General features: G+C 61.4%; 16 protein-coding genes. 5 read left to right on the top strand and 11 right to left on the bottom strand.

Translation table 11 applies throughout. The annotated features are described in order from the left end of the window. Positions 1 to 90: 90 nt before the first annotated feature. Together BM413_RS11620 and BM413_RS11615 are read right to left on the bottom strand one after the other, a co-directional pair. The gene (locus BM413_RS11620; protein ID WP_091913486.1) at positions 91 to 1,374 is read right to left on the bottom strand and encodes an NAD(P)/FAD-dependent oxidoreductase; all 1,284 of its coding nucleotides are present in this window, start codon (positions 1,372 to 1,374) and stop codon (positions 91 to 93) included. Between the two features lie 75 nt (positions 1,375 to 1,449). Next, the gene (locus BM413_RS11615) at positions 1,450 to 1,923 is read right to left on the bottom strand and encodes an Lrp/AsnC family transcriptional regulator (protein WP_091913484.1); all 474 of its coding nucleotides are present in this window, start codon (positions 1,921 to 1,923) and stop codon (positions 1,450 to 1,452) included. A 154-nt stretch (positions 1,924 to 2,077) separates the two neighbouring features. Between BM413_RS11615 and ald the strand changes: the two genes are divergently transcribed. Continuing rightward, positions 2,078 to 3,193 (top strand): alanine dehydrogenase, encoded by a 1,116-nt coding sequence (gene ald / locus BM413_RS11610; RefSeq protein WP_091913482.1) that lies wholly within the window; start codon positions 2,078 to 2,080, stop codon positions 3,191 to 3,193. A 121-nt stretch (positions 3,194 to 3,314) separates the two neighbouring features. Here ald and BM413_RS11605 read toward each other — a convergent pair whose 3' ends face one another. The 6 genes from BM413_RS11605 to sseA all read right to left on the bottom strand — a co-directional run bounded on the left by BM413_RS11605 (position 3,315) and on the right by sseA (position 7,232). Continuing rightward, positions 3,315 to 3,614: a hypothetical protein gene (locus BM413_RS11605; protein ID WP_091913481.1), complete on the bottom strand. Its 300-nt coding sequence runs from the start codon at positions 3,612 to 3,614 to the stop codon at positions 3,315 to 3,317. 337 nt (positions 3,615 to 3,951) lie between these two features. Next, on the bottom strand, positions 3,952 to 4,281 hold the full coding sequence (locus tag BM413_RS11600) for a hypothetical protein (protein WP_091913479.1): 330 nt from the start codon (positions 4,279 to 4,281) through the stop codon (positions 3,952 to 3,954). A 229-nt stretch (positions 4,282 to 4,510) separates the two neighbouring features. After that, a complete protein-coding gene (locus tag BM413_RS11595) occupies positions 4,511 to 4,993 on the bottom strand; it encodes a DUF1203 domain-containing protein (RefSeq protein ID WP_091913477.1) in 483 nt (160 codons plus the stop codon). Positions 4,994 to 5,150: 157 nt separating this feature from the next. Further along, positions 5,151 to 5,708, bottom strand: coding sequence for an OmpA family protein (locus BM413_RS11590; RefSeq protein ID WP_091913721.1), 558 nt, complete (start codon positions 5,706 to 5,708; stop codon positions 5,151 to 5,153). 109 nt (positions 5,709 to 5,817) lie between these two features. Further along, complete coding sequence (locus BM413_RS11585) at positions 5,818 to 6,378, bottom strand: GNAT family N-acetyltransferase (RefSeq protein WP_091913475.1); 561 nt, start codon at positions 6,376 to 6,378, stop codon at positions 5,818 to 5,820. A 2-nt stretch (positions 6,379 to 6,380) separates the two neighbouring features. After that, positions 6,381 to 7,232: a 3-mercaptopyruvate sulfurtransferase gene (sseA, locus tag BM413_RS11580; RefSeq protein WP_091913473.1), complete on the bottom strand. Its 852-nt coding sequence runs from the start codon at positions 7,230 to 7,232 to the stop codon at positions 6,381 to 6,383. 260 nt (positions 7,233 to 7,492) lie between these two features. On the opposite strand from sseA, the gene BM413_RS11575 reads away from it, so the two are divergent. After that, on the top strand, positions 7,493 to 7,807 hold the full coding sequence (locus BM413_RS11575; RefSeq protein WP_091913471.1) for an antibiotic biosynthesis monooxygenase family protein: 315 nt from the start codon (positions 7,493 to 7,495) through the stop codon (positions 7,805 to 7,807). 19 nt (positions 7,808 to 7,826) lie between these two features. On the opposite strand, the gene BM413_RS11570 is transcribed toward BM413_RS11575, so the two are convergent. Further along, the gene (locus tag BM413_RS11570) at positions 7,827 to 8,570 is read right to left on the bottom strand and encodes an alanyl-tRNA editing protein (protein ID WP_091913469.1); all 744 of its coding nucleotides are present in this window, start codon (positions 8,568 to 8,570) and stop codon (positions 7,827 to 7,829) included. Further along, on the bottom strand, positions 8,571 to 9,605 hold the full coding sequence (locus BM413_RS11565; RefSeq protein ID WP_091913468.1) for a cysteine synthase A: 1,035 nt from the start codon (positions 9,603 to 9,605) through the stop codon (positions 8,571 to 8,573). A 337-nt stretch (positions 9,606 to 9,942) separates the two neighbouring features. On the opposite strand from BM413_RS11565, the gene BM413_RS11560 reads away from it, so the two are divergent. Together BM413_RS11560 and BM413_RS11555 are read left to right on the top strand one after the other, a co-directional pair. Next, positions 9,943 to 10,764, top strand: a complete 822-nt coding sequence (locus BM413_RS11560; protein ID WP_091913466.1) for an SDR family NAD(P)-dependent oxidoreductase — start codon at positions 9,943 to 9,945, stop codon at positions 10,762 to 10,764. A 158-nt stretch (positions 10,765 to 10,922) separates the two neighbouring features. Then, positions 10,923 to 11,897, top strand: coding sequence for an alpha/beta hydrolase (locus BM413_RS11555; RefSeq protein WP_091913464.1), 975 nt, complete (start codon positions 10,923 to 10,925; stop codon positions 11,895 to 11,897). A 59-nt stretch (positions 11,898 to 11,956) separates the two neighbouring features. Here BM413_RS11555 and BM413_RS11550 read toward each other — a convergent pair whose 3' ends face one another. Beyond that, positions 11,957 to 13,348, bottom strand: a complete 1,392-nt coding sequence (locus BM413_RS11550) for a DEAD/DEAH box helicase (protein ID WP_091913462.1) — start codon at positions 13,346 to 13,348, stop codon at positions 11,957 to 11,959. A 76-nt stretch (positions 13,349 to 13,424) separates the two neighbouring features. On the opposite strand from BM413_RS11550, the gene BM413_RS33590 reads away from it, so the two are divergent. Then, entirely contained in the window at positions 13,425 to 14,426 is a 1,002-nt protein-coding gene (locus BM413_RS33590; protein ID WP_244537844.1) for a hypothetical protein, read from the top strand. The last annotated feature ends 67 nt before the right edge of the window (positions 14,427 to 14,493 follow it).

The raw sequence follows: 14,493 nt of genomic DNA, 5'->3' as shown, positions 1-14,493 counted from the left end.
ACGTCGAAACTATGAGTTTCGCGCCGAATTTTTACCAAGTCCAGCAGGAACAGGTGACGCGCCGATGACAATTTGTCGGCTAACCAGCGATCATTTCGGTTTTGCGGGCGCCTGCGCGGAGCCCTGCGTGATCAGCCGGGCGCTGCGCTGGCCTGTCGTATAGATCCACAGCCAGCTCAGCGCGACGGAGAGCCTGTTGCGAAGGCCGATCAGGAAATAGATGTGCGCAAGGCCCCAGAGCCACCATGCAATGCGCCCGTTGAGCTTGATCCAGCCAAAGTCGATCACCGCAGCGCGCTTGCCGATGGTGGCGAGATTGCCATCGTTCTTATAGCGAAACGGCCGTGCCGAGCTGTCGCCCTTCAGCCGGGCCTTGATCGTTGCCGCGACATGCCAGCCTTGCTGCTTTGCGGCGGGCGCGACACCGGGAACGGGCTTGCCTTCCGGCGTCGTGACATGTGCCGTATCGCCAATCACGAATATCTCGGGGTGCCCGGCAACCGTGAGATCAGGCTCCACCATTACACGCCCTGCCCGGTCGGCCGAAGCGCCCAGCCATTCGGCGGCCGGAGATGCAGCGACGCCAGCCGCCCAGATGATAGTCTTTGCCGGCAGATGCTGCCCGCCATAGACCACGCCCTGCGCATTGCATTCCGAAACCGCCCGGCCAAGCTCGACTTCGACGCCAAGCTTTTCGAGCGCGCTCTTCGCATAGGCCGATTGCGCCGGCACGAAAGCCGAAAGCACGCGCTCGCCCGCCTCGATCAGCACCACGCGGGCTTCGCGTGTGTCGATGTTGCGAAACTCGCGCGGCAGCGTGTCATGCGCCAGTTCGGCGATCGTGCCGGCCAGTTCCACACCGGTCGGACCGCCGCCGATGATGACGAAGGTCAGACGCGCACGGCGGCGTTCGGGATCGGTTTCCCGCTCGGCCTTCTCGAAGGCCATCAATATGCGCCGGCGAATGGTCGTCGCATCCTCCAGCGTCTTCAGGCCGGGCGCATAAGGCTCCCATTCGTCATGGCCGAAATAGGCGTGCCGCGCACCGGTCGCCAGCACGAGCGTATCGTAGGGAATAGCTTCGCCGTCCTCCATCAGCACCCGCTTGCCGGCCTTGTCGACGCCGGCAACCGTGCCGAGAAGCGTCGTCACATCCTCACGGTTGCGCAGCAATTGGCGTATCGGCCACGCGATCTCTGACGTCGCCAGCGATGTCGTGGCGACCTGATACAGCAGCGGCTGGAACAGATGATGGTTGCGCCGGTCGATGATGGTGATGCGCACCGGCACACCGGTCAGGTTGCGGGTGGCCTCCAGGCCGCCGAACCCGGCACCGACGACGACGACGTGATGTGGGCTGGGGACAGGATCCATCGGGCTCGCCTTTGGAAAGAGTAAGATGTGTGGATTATGAAGCAGAGCCGAGAACAAACAACGCGGCAGCGTGTCTCACGCCAGTTCCGGCTTCATGCCGAGCGCGGTGCGGTCGATGATCTCGCGCAGTGCAAAGGACGAGTTGATCTTGGTCACATGCGGCATGGCCGACAGCCATTCCTTGTGGATGCGCTCGTAATCGGCGAGGTCCTTCGCGGCAATGCGCAGGATGTAGTCGTATTCGCCAGACATCAGATGGCACGACAGGATGTTGGGGCAGCGCTTTACCGCCGCCTCGAAATCCGAGAGCGTCTTCTCGAACTGGCCCGACAGCGAAATATGCACGATCGCCGTCATCTGATGGCCGAGGGCTGCGTTGGAAAGCCGGGCATGATAGCCGCGGATGACGCCGCTCTTTTCCAGGTTGTCGAGCCGGCGCGAACAGGCCGACTGCGACAGGCCGACCTTCTCGGCAAGTGCCGCATTGGGAATGCGCCCATCCTTCTGCAAAGCGTCCAGAATGGCGATATCAATCCTGTCGAGCGACATTATTCGTATTTCCTTCGAATATACCGAGATTTTGCGCAACGAATAACGGTTTCAGGCGGCAACAGCAACCCAATTTGCAAACAAGCGCAGCCGATTCTGTGATTTCATGAGGGATACAAAAAATTCCATCGACGGGAAACAGTGGAGGAACACAATGCGCGTCGGATGCCCCAAGGAAATCAAGAATCATGAGTATCGCGTCGGCCTGACGCCGGGTGCGGTTCGCGAATATGCAGCCCACGGCCATGAGGTTCTGGTCGAGACGGGCGCCGGCGCCGGCATAGGCGCTGATGACAATGCCTATCGCGCTGCAGGCGCCACCATCGCCAAGACGGCCGCCGACGTGTTCGCCAAGTCGGACATGATCGTCAAGGTCAAGGAACCGCAGCCCAACGAATGGGTGCAGCTGCGCGACGGCCAGATCCTCTACACCTATCTTCACCTTGCTCCCGATCCGGAACAGACCAAGGGCCTTCTGGCGTCCGGCGTCACTGCCGTCGCCTACGAGACGGTGACGGACGATCGTGGCGGCCTGCCGTTGCTGGCGCCGATGTCGGAAGTTGCCGGCCGCCTCGCCATCCAGGCCGGCGCGACCGCGCTGCAGAAGGCCAATGGCGGCCGTGGCGTGCTGCTGGGCGGCGTGCCGGGTGTTCTGCCGGGCAAGGTCACGGTCATCGGCGGCGGCGTCGTCGGCCTTCATGCGGCCAGGATGGCGGTCGGCCTCGGTGCCGACGTTACCATTCTCGACCGCTCGATCCCGCGCCTTCGCCAGCTCGATGACCTGTTCAGCGGCCGCATTCACACCCGCTATTCGACCGTGGAAGCGCTCGAGGAGGAATGCTTCTCGGCGGACGTTATCGTCGGCGCGGTGCTGATCCCCGGTGCTGCCGCGCCCAAGCTGGTCACCCGCGAAATGCTGTCCGGTATCAAGAAAGGCGCAGTACTCGTCGATGTCGCCATCGATCAGGGCGGCTGCTTCGAAACTTCGCATGCCACCACCCATGCCGACCCTACCTATGAGGTTGACGGTGTCATCCACTACTGCGTCGCCAATATGCCGGGTGCCGTGCCTGTCACCTCGGCGCATGCGCTTAACAATGCGACGCTGCACTACGGCCTGCAGCTTGCCGACAAGGGCCTGAAGGCGCTCATCGATGAGCCGCATCTGCGTAACGGTCTCAATGTCCACAAGGGCAAGATCACCAATCGCGCCGTTGCCGAAGCGCTCGGCTACGAAATGGTCGAGCCCAAGGCAGTTCTGGCAGCCTGATTTTTCGAATACACAAACGAAAAAACCGCCGGTTCGTCCGGCGGTTTTTTTTATGGGCGAACCCAAAAAAGTGGCGGCGGGCATCGCCCGTCGCCCAAGGTTCAAATTGTATATTTGCCGCTTATCTCATCGACGGCTGTGCATCGCCGTCGCGATCGTTCCTGTGCGGGCCATATTCCGGTGCCTCGATCGCTGCCGTGCTGCTGCGATCAATCGGGCCGGAGGCAACGACGGCCGAATTCGGAGCCGCATCGCTGTCACGCGTATTCTGGCTTACTGAATAGCCAGTGGGCTGTTGGACGGTATTGCGATCCACAACGACATGGTTCGGATTGACGATAACCGACGGCGGGGCTGAATCAGCCAGTGCCGCACCCGAACCCAGAAGAACAGCGGCAAACGCAAAGACTAACTTCTTCATCTCACTTCTCCTCATCGCAAGACATTGGTTCCGCCGCTTGCCAGCGGTACCCGCGCGCAAAAACGCTGGACGAAGGCACAACACCTTCCCATCCCATCGTGCTTTTGTACTCGGGTCAGGATTTCAGTTTCTATGCGCCGGAATTCCGGGAGTGTTTTCCGGCAAGACTGACGTAGGTACGCGACCGCGCAACGGCAAATCACGACGCTGCGACCGAAAGTTGCGTCCCTTCACAGATCCGTGTTGGCCTGCTCGATCCTTCACCGCCGCACGGCGATCCGATCGGCTGAAGGGGCGACGGACACCGTCCGCCGCCCAAGGCTCATATTGTTGCCGCTTATCTCATCGACGGCTGTGCATCGCCGTAGCGATCATTCACATGCGGGCCATATTCCGGCGCCTCGATAGCAGCCGTTGTCGTGTGATCGAGCGGGCCGGCCGCGAGCACCCTGGACTCAGGGGCCGCATCTCCACCGCGCTCGTTCTGCCTCACCTCATAGCCGGGGTCCATCGCCGTGTAGTTGCGATCCATGACCTCGTGTTTCCGTTGCATGATGACGGTTTTCGGCGCCGAGTCGGAGCCGACAGCGACCGGGTATTCATCGGCCAGTGCTGCACCACCCGAAACAAAAAGAACTGCGGCAAACGCAAAGAGCAACTTTTTCATCTCACTTCTCCTCATCGCAAGACATCGGTTCCGCCGCTTGCCCAGCGGAGTCCACGCGACAAAGCCCTGGACGAAGACGATACGTCTCCTCCCATCCCATCATGCTTACGAAGCTTGGGCTGTTTCCTCAATTATGCCGGAGATCCGGGTGTTTTCCGGCATGATTGACATGGGTGCACAACAGTCTTGCGGCAAATCACGACGTTGCGACTGAAAGTTGCACGGCCCCTCACATGTCCGTGTGGGCCCGCTCGATGCGGCATTGATAGCAATTGTTGCGGGCAGAGCGCATGTGGACATAGGCGATCTCGGGCCGCTGCAGCAATTCATAAGCGCGCCCGCAGATCATATACGTCGGCACCACTGCACCGCTGCCATAGACGATGCGATCGTCTTCGCCGTAACCGCGCAGAATGTAGTCCGGTGTTGCCCTGAACATCGACGGGATCGTGTCGGTTTCCGGCGCGCGCTCGCATTCCTCGGCATGCAGGAAGATAGGCCCGGTTTCGGCATAGGGTTGAGGAGCCGGAAATGGCCGATAGGCAAGGATCAGATACTCCTTGCCGGCATCGATATTCCGCAGGCAATGGCGGCAGGGCATACCGTCGCCATCAGAAATGTGCCGCTCCGGCGCGAACCCGTAATCGTCGACCGCTCCGGCCTGAAGGGCGCGAACGCGGTCGGTGGGAAGGGCAACATAACGCAGCAGCATGGCATCAACTCCTGAAGACGATCATGCCTGCACTATGCCGTGCCCTTCCCCCTGCCAGCCACCCGATTCCTGATTGTGAAAGCCCTGCTCGAAACGCCAAACCGCCGATCACGAATCCATGATCGGCGGCCCGGGATTGCCAGTACAACGCTATCGATCAGCGCAGAAAATCGTCTATGCGCCGGAGCGTCACGCGGCGGTTCTGCCAGTTTTCGTCCTGCGTCTGCACGAGCAGGAATTCCTCGCCATAGCCGACAGTCTCCAGCGCACGGGCCGGAATGCCGAACTCGCGCACCAGCGTCCGCTTCATCGAAGCTGCACGGCGCTCGGACAGTATCTGGTTCGATTCGTAGGAACCGACCGCATCGGTGTGCCCCTCGATCAGCACCTTCGTGCCCGGTCGACGCCGCAGCAGGCGCTCCAGCGCTGTCGCGATGTTTTCCAACTTGCCGTATTGCGAATGGGGGATCTCGGCCGAACCGAAGGCGAAATTGATCGACTGGATGTCGATGGACGGCGCCATGCGGCGAAGTTCGGGACGATTCTTGAACTCGCGCACCGTCACGCGCTGGTCGCGACGCAGCTTTCTGGACGGCGCGGCATCCAGCCTGCGCTCGATCTGCGAGGCCGAAGGCATCGCGCTCTGCGCTGTCGCGAAAGTCGGAAAGGCAATGAGCGCGACCATGGCGGCTGCGAAGTGGCGGCGGTTCAGCATGTGTGTCTCCTTCAGCGTCGACTGGAAAAAGCCGTTTCGATGGCGCGAACATGCCGCGCCCAAGCTGAATCCTTCCTGAACGAGCAGTTCAGCTTCGGTTGTCCGGATGTCAGGGCCGCATGACGCTGGCGGAACGCTCGGCGAAACTCATGGTGCGTACCATCTCCTGTTTCTGGCCAACCGGCGAGAAACCGAGCTTCTGATAGAGCGGAAGCGCTGCCGGGTGGTCCATCGTGCAGGTCTGCACCGTCACCCGTTCGGGCTTGTGCGACCAGGCAGCCTCGATTGCCGCGCCCAGGAACCAGCGGCCGAGCCCCTGCCCCATGGCGTGCTCCATCATGCCGAAATAGGCAAGTTCGGCCTCGCCCGGCAGATGCGGCTTGATGTCGAAGAAACCGGCAGGCACGCCGTCGAGATAGAGGATGCGGACGTCGCGGTCTTCGCGATGCAGGCCGGCGGAAAGCTCCTCGTCATCCAGCCGCAAGGCGTTGACCCACTGCCATTTCCGCCCGACCCGGTCCATCAGATAGCGATAGAAATGCAGCGGTACGGCACGCGCCTTCAAGAGCGCGATCTGCTTGTTCATCGGCAGCGAAGGGTAATAGGCCGGCGGCGCACCCATTTCGAGAAAGGTGACGGTTACCGGTATCGACTGGGTCTCGTCCGCCATGGTCAATCCTTGCCGGTTGCGACCGGCGTATCGCTCAGCCCGCCCCATTCGGTCCATGAGCCGTCGTAGAGCTTGTTGTCGGTATGGCCGAGGCTTTCCAGCGCCAGCGTGATGACAGCCGCCGTGACACCGGAGCCGCAGGAGGTGACGACAGGCTGCGAAAGATCGAGGCCAGCCCCTTCCAGCTTTTCCTTCAACCGGTCGAGCGGCAGGAATTGCCCGTTTTCCGAAAGCGAACTGGCAGGCACATTCCTGGCGCCCGGCATATGGCCCGAGCGCATGCCGGCCCTCGGCTCCGGGTCGACCCCGGTAAAACGTCCCGCCGGGCGGGCATCGGCGATCTGGCGTTCGCCGCTCTCGACGATGCGCCGCATATCCGCCAGCGAAGCCACACGCGCGGCGTCGAAATTGGCATGGAAGACATTGCCCGCCGTCTTCGTCGGCTCCGACGTCACCGGGAGCCCGGCAGCTTTCCAGCCGTCGAAGCCACCGTCGAGAATATAGACCTGAAAGACGCCCATGACCCGGAACATCCACCAGACGCGCGGTGCGGAGAAGAAGCCCGGCCCGTCATAGATCACGATCGTATCGTCGGCGGAGATGCCCATCGAGCCGACATGCTGGGCAAAGAGATTAGGGCGCGGCAGCATATGCGGCAGGTCCGAATCAGGATCGACGACCATGTCGAGGTCAAAGAACACCGCGCCGGGAATATGGGCGGCATCATATTCGGCGCGCGCGTCGCGCTTTTGCGCCGGCAGATACCATGAAGCGTCGACGACCGAGATGCCCGGCGTCTTGAGTTTCGCCTGAAGCCAATCGGCATCGACCACGAATGGACTCTTTTCCGGCATCTTTTCGTCTCCGAGTGGCAATCATTCGCCCGCATGTTGAATAGGCGTGGCGCGAAAAATCCGCAACCGCGACAAGCCATAATGGCAAGGCTTACGTAATCTTTGCCAGCAAGAGTGCCGACAGGTCGATTGTTCGCAACGTCGCATTCCGCGCACAATTTTGCCTTTTTTCGGCGCTCCATCTTGCGCCGGCCAATCAAAATTACCACTTCGCATTTGCTTCCCGGGGGCGGTGCAGCACGATGACGAGGGACTTTAATATGATCAGGCGGATTTGGCGCAGCTACACGACCCCGGACAAGGCGGATGCTTACGAGCATTTTTTCGACACGCTGATGTTACCGGCCATCGAGGGCATGAGACTGCCCGGTTACCAGAATATGGAGCTTTTGCGCCGCGTAGCGGACGAGGAAGTGGAATTCGTCTGGGTGATGACTTTCGACTCGGCAAAGAGCCTTTCACCGCTGAAGGCGGAAGCCAATGATCCGGTATCCGTGCCCCGCGCGGCACAGCAGCTTCTGACGCGCTGGGACGAAAAAGCGAGTTTTTACGAGACCCGCCAGAGCCGGCCGTAACGGCGTCAGATCTCCCGGGTTACTGCGCCGGTAGCGGCCCGAAGCGAATGCGGAAGCGGCGGTTTTCCCGCCCCTTCTTCTCGATCTTGCCGATATGGATTTCGCCGACCTCGCCCGTGCTTTTCACATGGGTGCCGCCACAAGGCTGGCTGTCGATCGACCCTTTATCGCCAATGCAGACAAGCCTGATCTTGCCGGTGCCGGTAGGCGGCCGGACATTCTTGGATTTGACCAGTCCCGGATTGGCGGCAAGGTCGGCGTCTGTAATCAGCCGCGTGAAAACGGCATGGTCGGCGGCAACCAGCTCCATCAGCCGCGCAGTCACATCTTCCTTGGTGTAGCCGACATCCGGCAGATCGAAATCGACGCGCGAATCCTCCTCGTTCACCGAAGCCCCGGTGATCGGGAAAGGACAAACGACCGTTAGCAGGTGGCAGGCCGTGTGCATGCGCATCAGGAGATGCCGGCGCGGCCAGTCGATGGACAGCGCAAGCTGCTCTCCCACTTCCGGAACCGGCTGATCGACCGCCGGAACATGGATGATCTCGTCCTTGGTCTCACCGGTAATCGTCGCGGCAATGGCAACGCGGCTGCCGTCAGCCCGCGTCAGGAAGCCGGTGTCGCCGGGCTGTCCGCCTGAGGTCGCGTAAAAAATCGTGCGATCGAGGATGATGCCGCCGCGCTCGTTGATGGCAACGACGGTGGCGTTGGTTTCCGCGAGATAGGCATCGTCGCGAAAAACCGCTTCTGTCGTAAAGGCCATTTACGCCACGGCCTCGAAGGGCACAGGAATCTCCACCGGACGATCCATCCATTCGGGGATCGGCAGGTTCTTCGAACGCAGGAATTCCGGATTGAACATCTTGGACTGATAGCGCGTGCCGTAGTCGCACAGGATGGTCACGATCGTATGGCCAGGCCCGAGATCGCGCGCCAGGCGAATAGCGCCGGCGATGTTGATGCCGGTCGAGCCGCCGAGGCACAGGCCCTCTTCCTGTATCAGGTCGAAAACGATCGGCAGCGCCTCCTCGTCAGGAATCTGATAGGAGAAGTCCGGCGTAAAGCCTTCCAGATTGGCGGTGATGCGCCCCTGCCCGATGCCTTCGGTGATCGAGCTGCCCTCGGACTTCAGCTCGCCGCTGGTGTAGTAGCTGAAGAGCGCGGCACCCAGCGGGTCGGCAAGCGCGATCTTCACTGCGTTGCTGTTCTGCTTCAGCCCCATCGCCACACCGGCAAGCGTGCCGCCGGTGCCCACCGCCGACACGAAACCGTCGACCTTGCCGCCCGTCTGCGCCCAGATTTCCTGCGCGGTCGTGCGAATATGGCCATCGCGGTTGGCGACATTGTCGAACTGGTTGGCCCAGATCGCGCCATTCGGATCAGACTTCGCCATCTGCTCCGCCAGCCGTCCCGACACCTTCACGTAGTTGTTCGGGTTCTTGTAGGGCACCGCCGGCACTTCGATCAGCTCCGCGCCGAGAAGGCGCAGCGCGTCCTTCTTTTCCTGGCTCTGCGTGTCGGGAATGACGATGACGGTGCGATAGCCCAGCGCCTTGGCAACCACCGTCAGCCCGATGCCGGTATTGCCGGCCGTGCCTTCGACGATGACGCCACCCGGCCGCAGCAGCCCCTTCTTCTCCGCATCGCGGATGATGAACAGGCCGGCGCGGTCCTTCACCGACTGGCCCGGATTCATGAACTCGGCCTTGCCGAGGATTTCGCAGCCGGTCTCTTCCGAGGCGCGCCTCAGCCGGATCAAAGGGGTGTTGCCGATTGCGTCGATCACCGAACGGTGCATGGAAAATTCCTCATGTGTCGGCGCCGACACTAAAAACCGCGCGCCGCGCTTTCAAGGGATGAATTTGCCTGGCCTAGACGCATTTTGAACATTGACCGCCGACGAGGCACGAAAACCTGTCCGGTTTATTTGCTATCGGTCGTGTCGAATGACCGTGCAGGCCGGCCGCATGAAAATCCGGAGCGTTGCTGGTACGGCGTGACTGCGGCCATTTCATCACTGGTTTCATAATATTGTTTTGGCATCTTCATTAGAACCAGAACTATCCATTCGCCCCTTTCCAATAAAGATCAGGCCCGCTAGGTAGGCTTTCTGATTGCGAATAACGGATCATCACATGGCAGCATTGTACCGGGCGGCCCCCAGGGATGGCGTAGCATGGATAACAGGCGCCAGCACTGGTATCGGCCGCTCGCTGGCGCTCGAACTTGTCGCGGAGGGCTACATCGTTGCCGCCACGTCCCGCGACGAAGAACGGCTTGCAACGCTGGTTGAAGAAACAGCCGGAATGTCCGGCCGTGTACTGTCTTTTCCCTGTGACGTGACCGACGAGGACGCCATGGTCAAAACGGTGGCCGCGATCGAGAGCGAAGCCGGGCCAATTGCGCTTTCGGTGTTCAATGCAGGTACCTATTTTCCGACCCGCGGCGAACGGCTTGACGTGCTGAACATCACCAAGACCTTCGAGATCAATCTTTACGGCGTGATGTATGGGTTGGTTCCAGTGGTCGAGCGTATGCGCGAGCGCGGCCGCGGTCATGTCGTCATGGTCGGTTCGGCATCGTGCTATTTCGGCTGGCCGTCGGCCGGCGCCTACGGTGCGTCGAAGGCGGCACTGAACAATCTGGCGGAAGCGCTGAAGCACGACTTCGACAAGATGAACATCCGCCTGCAGGTGATCAATCCGGGCTTCGTCGATACGCCGCTTACGGAGCGAAACCATTTCGCCATGCCGGCGCTCATGCCGGTCGGCGACGCCTCGCGGCGGCTTGCAAAGGCCATTCGCTTCGGCGGCTTCGAAACCAGCTTCCCCCTTCGTTTCACACTTGCGCTCAAACTTTTGAGGATATTGCCGTTCTCGCTGCGGTACTGGTTCGTCCACAAGGTTACGGGTTGGGAAAGACGCCCGCTGGCGAACGGCCGCAGACGACGCTGCTGAGCGAACTTCAAGATAAATCCATGTCCGGCCCTGCAGGACTCTTGGCCGCGATTCGCGAAGTCTGTACGTAAAAGACATTGATTCGTTGCATTGTCTGCAACATCTCAGTGCCCGGCGCGGGCTTGAGCCGTCGCGCCCTGGCGTGTCTGGAGGATTTCGTGGGACGCCGCATCATGATCGGCTTCATCTGCCTGCTGGTGGTTCTGGCGGTCTTGTTCGCACTCGGCCCGCGCGTGCCGGTCGACACGCGCATCACTTTTGACGCATCCGCCGTCGGCGATGATCCGGAACTCTACCTGGAAAACACCGAGGACAAGATACCGGGCATCCGCGACGGGCTTGAGAAGGAGATCGTCTGGGCCGACCCGATGATCCACGCCAAAACGCCAATTTCCATCGTCTACATACACGGCTTTTCCGCATCCAAGGGCGAACTCCGCCCCCTGGCCGACGAAGTCGCCGACGGGCTCGACGCCAATCTGTTCTACACGCGGCTGAAGGGCCATGGGCAGGACGGTGCAGCCATGGGCACGGCCACCGTCAATGACTGGATAAACGACTATGCCGAGGCGTTGGCCATCGGCCGTACGATCGGCGACAAGGTCGTGGTAATCGCCACCTCGACCGGCGCGTCGTTGGCCGTCCAGGCTGCCACGCAGGCCGGCGCCTCGGAAGGCGTGGCGGCAATGGCGCTGATTTCGCCGAACTTCGGCGTTCGGGCCTCCGGCTCGGAAATCCTCACCTGGCCCTGGGGCGGGCAGATCGCCGAACTCATCGCCGGCAAGACCCGCAGCTTCGAGCCGCGCAACGCCATGCAGGAAAAGCTCTGGACCACCAGCTACCCGACGCGCGCCGTGCTGCCGATGGCAGCGCTGACCAACCTGGCCCGCGAAGCACCGGTCGAGCAGATAAAAATCCCCGCTTTGTTCATCTTTTCGGATTCGGACCGCATCACCCGGCAGGATCTGACCCGCGAGATCGCCGCCCGCTGGGGTGCGCCGCACGAACTCGTGCCACTCGACGACACCGGCGATCCGGACAACCACGTCATCGCCGGCGATGCCTTGTCGCCGGTGACGACCAACTTTCTCGCCGAGCGCATCGTGGTGTGGGTTCGGGCCATCCTCGAATAAAAAGAAACGGCCGAAGCATTGCTTCGGCCGTCTCTCGTTTAGAACTGCAGTTGGTGCGCTTATGCAGCCCGCGTATTCGGCTTGCGGCCACCGAAGCCGCGCTTCTTGGCGCGGAACGGCCTCTGTCCTTCCGGCCTGTCGCCTGAAGGCTGTCCGCCGAACGTCTTCTTGCCGAAACCACCGTTGCCGCGTGGCTTCTGACCGTGCGGGCGCTTGTCGCCGCGCGGTGCATTGCGATCATTGGCTGCTTCACGCGGCGCGCTGTCATGCGTGCGCGGCGCCGGGGCCGGATCGGGCTGGCCGAGGTGATCGGCAGCGACCGGCAGCTTCATGCGGATGATCTTCTCGACCTGGCGAAGCTTTGCGTTCTCGCCCGGATCGCACAGCGTGATGGCAATGCCGTCGGCGCCGTTGCGGCCGGTGCGGCCGATACGGTGGACGTAACTTTCCGCCTCGTCCGGCAACTCATAGTTCACGACATGGCTGATGCCGGGCACGTCGATGCCGCGCGCCGCGATGTCGGTCGCGACGAGAATGCGAACGGAGCCGTCGCGAAAGCCGTTCAGGGCCTTCTGGCGGGCGTTCTGCGACTTGTTGCCGTGGATGACGGCGGCGTCGAAGCCATCACGCTCCAGATCACGGGTAACGCGGTCGGCGCCGTGCTTGGTGCGGGCAAAAACGATAACCGAGCGCATCGTCTCGTCAGCCAGCATTGCCGACAGAACCTGCCGCTTCTGCTTGACGCGGGCAAGAACCACGCTCTGCTTGATCTCGGCAGCGGTCGTGCCCTGCGGCGCGACTTCGATATGCACGGGGTCCTTCAGGATGCCGCGGGCAAGCGATTCGATCTCGGCCGGCATGGTGGCGGAGAACAACGCCGTCTGGCGGTCCTTGTGGGTCGCCTTGGCGATCCGCTTCACGTCATGGATGAAGCCCATGTCGAGCATGCGGTCGGCCTCGTCGAGAACCAGCCAGCGCGTATCGGACAGGTTGACCTCGCCCTCGCGGACCAGATCGGTCAGGCGACCGGGGGTCGCGATCAGCACGTCGACGCCGGGCGCCATCTTCTTGACCTGGCTGTAACGCGACACGCCGCCGAGCACGAGCGCGGTGGAGACATGCAGACCCTTGGTCAGCACGCGGATGGTGTCTTCGATCTGCACGGCGAGTTCGCGGGTCGGCGCGAGGATCAGCGCACGCGCCGTCTTCGGCAGGCGCTTGGTGCCGAGCGCAATGATCTTGGTCAGGATCGGCAGGCTGAAAGCCGCCGTCTTGCCGGAGCCCGTCTGGGCGACAGCCAGCACGTCACGGCCGGCGAGATGGGCCGGAATGGCCTGTTCCTGCACCGGCTTGGGCATATCGAAGCCCGCAGCATGCGTGCCCTTGAGAAGGCCGCCGGTAATTCCGAGTTTGGCGAAACCAGTCAGTTCCGCATTGTTTTCGTTCGTCAATTTATTCTTCTTTCATGCGGTACTCGACCGCAAAGCATGATCGCGGCAAGGCGCTTACCTGCCGGCGAAATTTGTTATGGAAACGACAAGGCGGCGGGCATTTCTTTTTGCCCACGCGGCTGCGCTGTCGTGCCCGCGAAAAATAAGTCCGCAGGGCTTTTTCTCCGCGGATCACTCGATCCTGATGAAGAAAACAGACGCAACCAGTCCCATCGATGGGGAGAGCCGAATAGCCGGCCCAAGCGCCTATGACGCCGCATATGGGCGATTTGCGCTGAAAAAGCAAACGAATTTATGTTGCGGCGCAAAAACACGCCGGCGAAAGCGCGAAAATTCAGGCCGCATTCACCTGCGAAGCGTTCGAAACGACCCTGTCGCGCCCTTGCTGCTTGGCGGCGTAGAGGTTCTCGTCGGCCCGCGCCATCAGATCCTCCAGCGGCTGACCCGGCTCGCGCACGGCAATGCCGATGCTGACGGTCGCCTTAAAATCATTCTCATCACCGCCGACCCGAATATGCGCGGATTTCCGGCGAATGCGCTCGGCAATCACCAACGCCAGGGGCAGATCGGCGTCGATCAGAAAAATCCCGAACTCCTCGCCGCCCAACCTCGCCGCCACATCGCCCTCGCGGATGCAGGAGGCGATTGCAGCGCCCAGCCTCGACAGGACCGCGTCACCGGCCAAGTGGCCGAAGCGATCGTTCAGCTGCTTGAAATGATCGGCATCGATATAGAGAAACGCACCGGCCGCTTGATCGGCCCGGCCCGTTTCGCACTCGTGAAAGAAAGTCCGGCGGTTATAGAGGCCGGTAAGATCGTCAAAGCGCGCGACGCGATCGAGCTCTTGCGTCAGTTTGCGGAGTTTCACATTCTGGCCGAGAAAGAAAAAGCCGAGCGGATATCCGAGTACCGCGACGATGATGCTGCAAAGCAGGATATCGAGAAGGAAACGGTCCGAAAAAAAGATGCTGTAAAACAACGCGGTAAGCGCGTCCGCGGCAAGCATGGTCACCAGGACCATGCACGTCGTCTGCCAGAAAACAGACATCGCTTCGAACTTCGGCATCAGCGAGTTTAGTTTCACGCCACTCACCCCAATCGCCTTCCCTAAGGTTTCTATATAACGCAAAAGATGAAATTCAGGT

The sequence above is a fragment of the Mesorhizobium sp. YR577 genome, from assembly GCF_900116595.1.
GTDB lineage: Bacteria > Pseudomonadota > Alphaproteobacteria > Rhizobiales > Rhizobiaceae > Mesorhizobium_M.
Note: the sequence above shows the minus strand (reverse complement) of the source record. Positions and strands in the feature narration are given on the sequence as shown.

Coding starts and splice junctions, on each gene's coding strand:
- BM413_RS11620 (WP_091913486.1), bottom strand. CDS start 1,374: ATGGATCCTGTCCCCAGCCCACATCACGTCGTCGTCGTCGGTGCCGGG.
- BM413_RS11615 (WP_091913484.1), bottom strand. CDS start 1,923: ATGTCGCTCGACAGGATTGATATCGCCATTCTGGACGCTTTGCAGAAG.
- ald (WP_091913482.1), top strand. CDS start 2,078: ATGCGCGTCGGATGCCCCAAGGAAATCAAGAATCATGAGTATCGCGTC.
- BM413_RS11605 (WP_091913481.1), bottom strand. CDS start 3,614: ATGAAGAAGTTAGTCTTTGCGTTTGCCGCTGTTCTTCTGGGTTCGGGT.
- BM413_RS11600 (WP_091913479.1), bottom strand. CDS start 4,281: ATGAAAAAGTTGCTCTTTGCGTTTGCCGCAGTTCTTTTTGTTTCGGGT.
- BM413_RS11595 (WP_091913477.1), bottom strand. CDS start 4,993: ATGCTGCTGCGTTATGTTGCCCTTCCCACCGACCGCGTTCGCGCCCTT.
- BM413_RS11590 (WP_091913721.1), bottom strand. CDS start 5,708: ATGCTGAACCGCCGCCACTTCGCAGCCGCCATGGTCGCGCTCATTGCC.
- BM413_RS11585 (WP_091913475.1), bottom strand. CDS start 6,378: ATGGCGGACGAGACCCAGTCGATACCGGTAACCGTCACCTTTCTCGAA.
- sseA (WP_091913473.1), bottom strand. CDS start 7,232: ATGCCGGAAAAGAGTCCATTCGTGGTCGATGCCGATTGGCTTCAGGCG.
- BM413_RS11575 (WP_091913471.1), top strand. CDS start 7,493: ATGATCAGGCGGATTTGGCGCAGCTACACGACCCCGGACAAGGCGGAT.
- BM413_RS11570 (WP_091913469.1), bottom strand. CDS start 8,570: ATGGCCTTTACGACAGAAGCGGTTTTTCGCGACGATGCCTATCTCGCG.
- BM413_RS11565 (WP_091913468.1), bottom strand. CDS start 9,605: ATGCACCGTTCGGTGATCGACGCAATCGGCAACACCCCTTTGATCCGG.
- BM413_RS11560 (WP_091913466.1), top strand. CDS start 9,943: ATGGCAGCATTGTACCGGGCGGCCCCCAGGGATGGCGTAGCATGGATA.
- BM413_RS33590 (WP_244537844.1), top strand. CDS start 13,425: ATGGAAACGACAAGGCGGCGGGCATTTCTTTTTGCCCACGCGGCTGCG.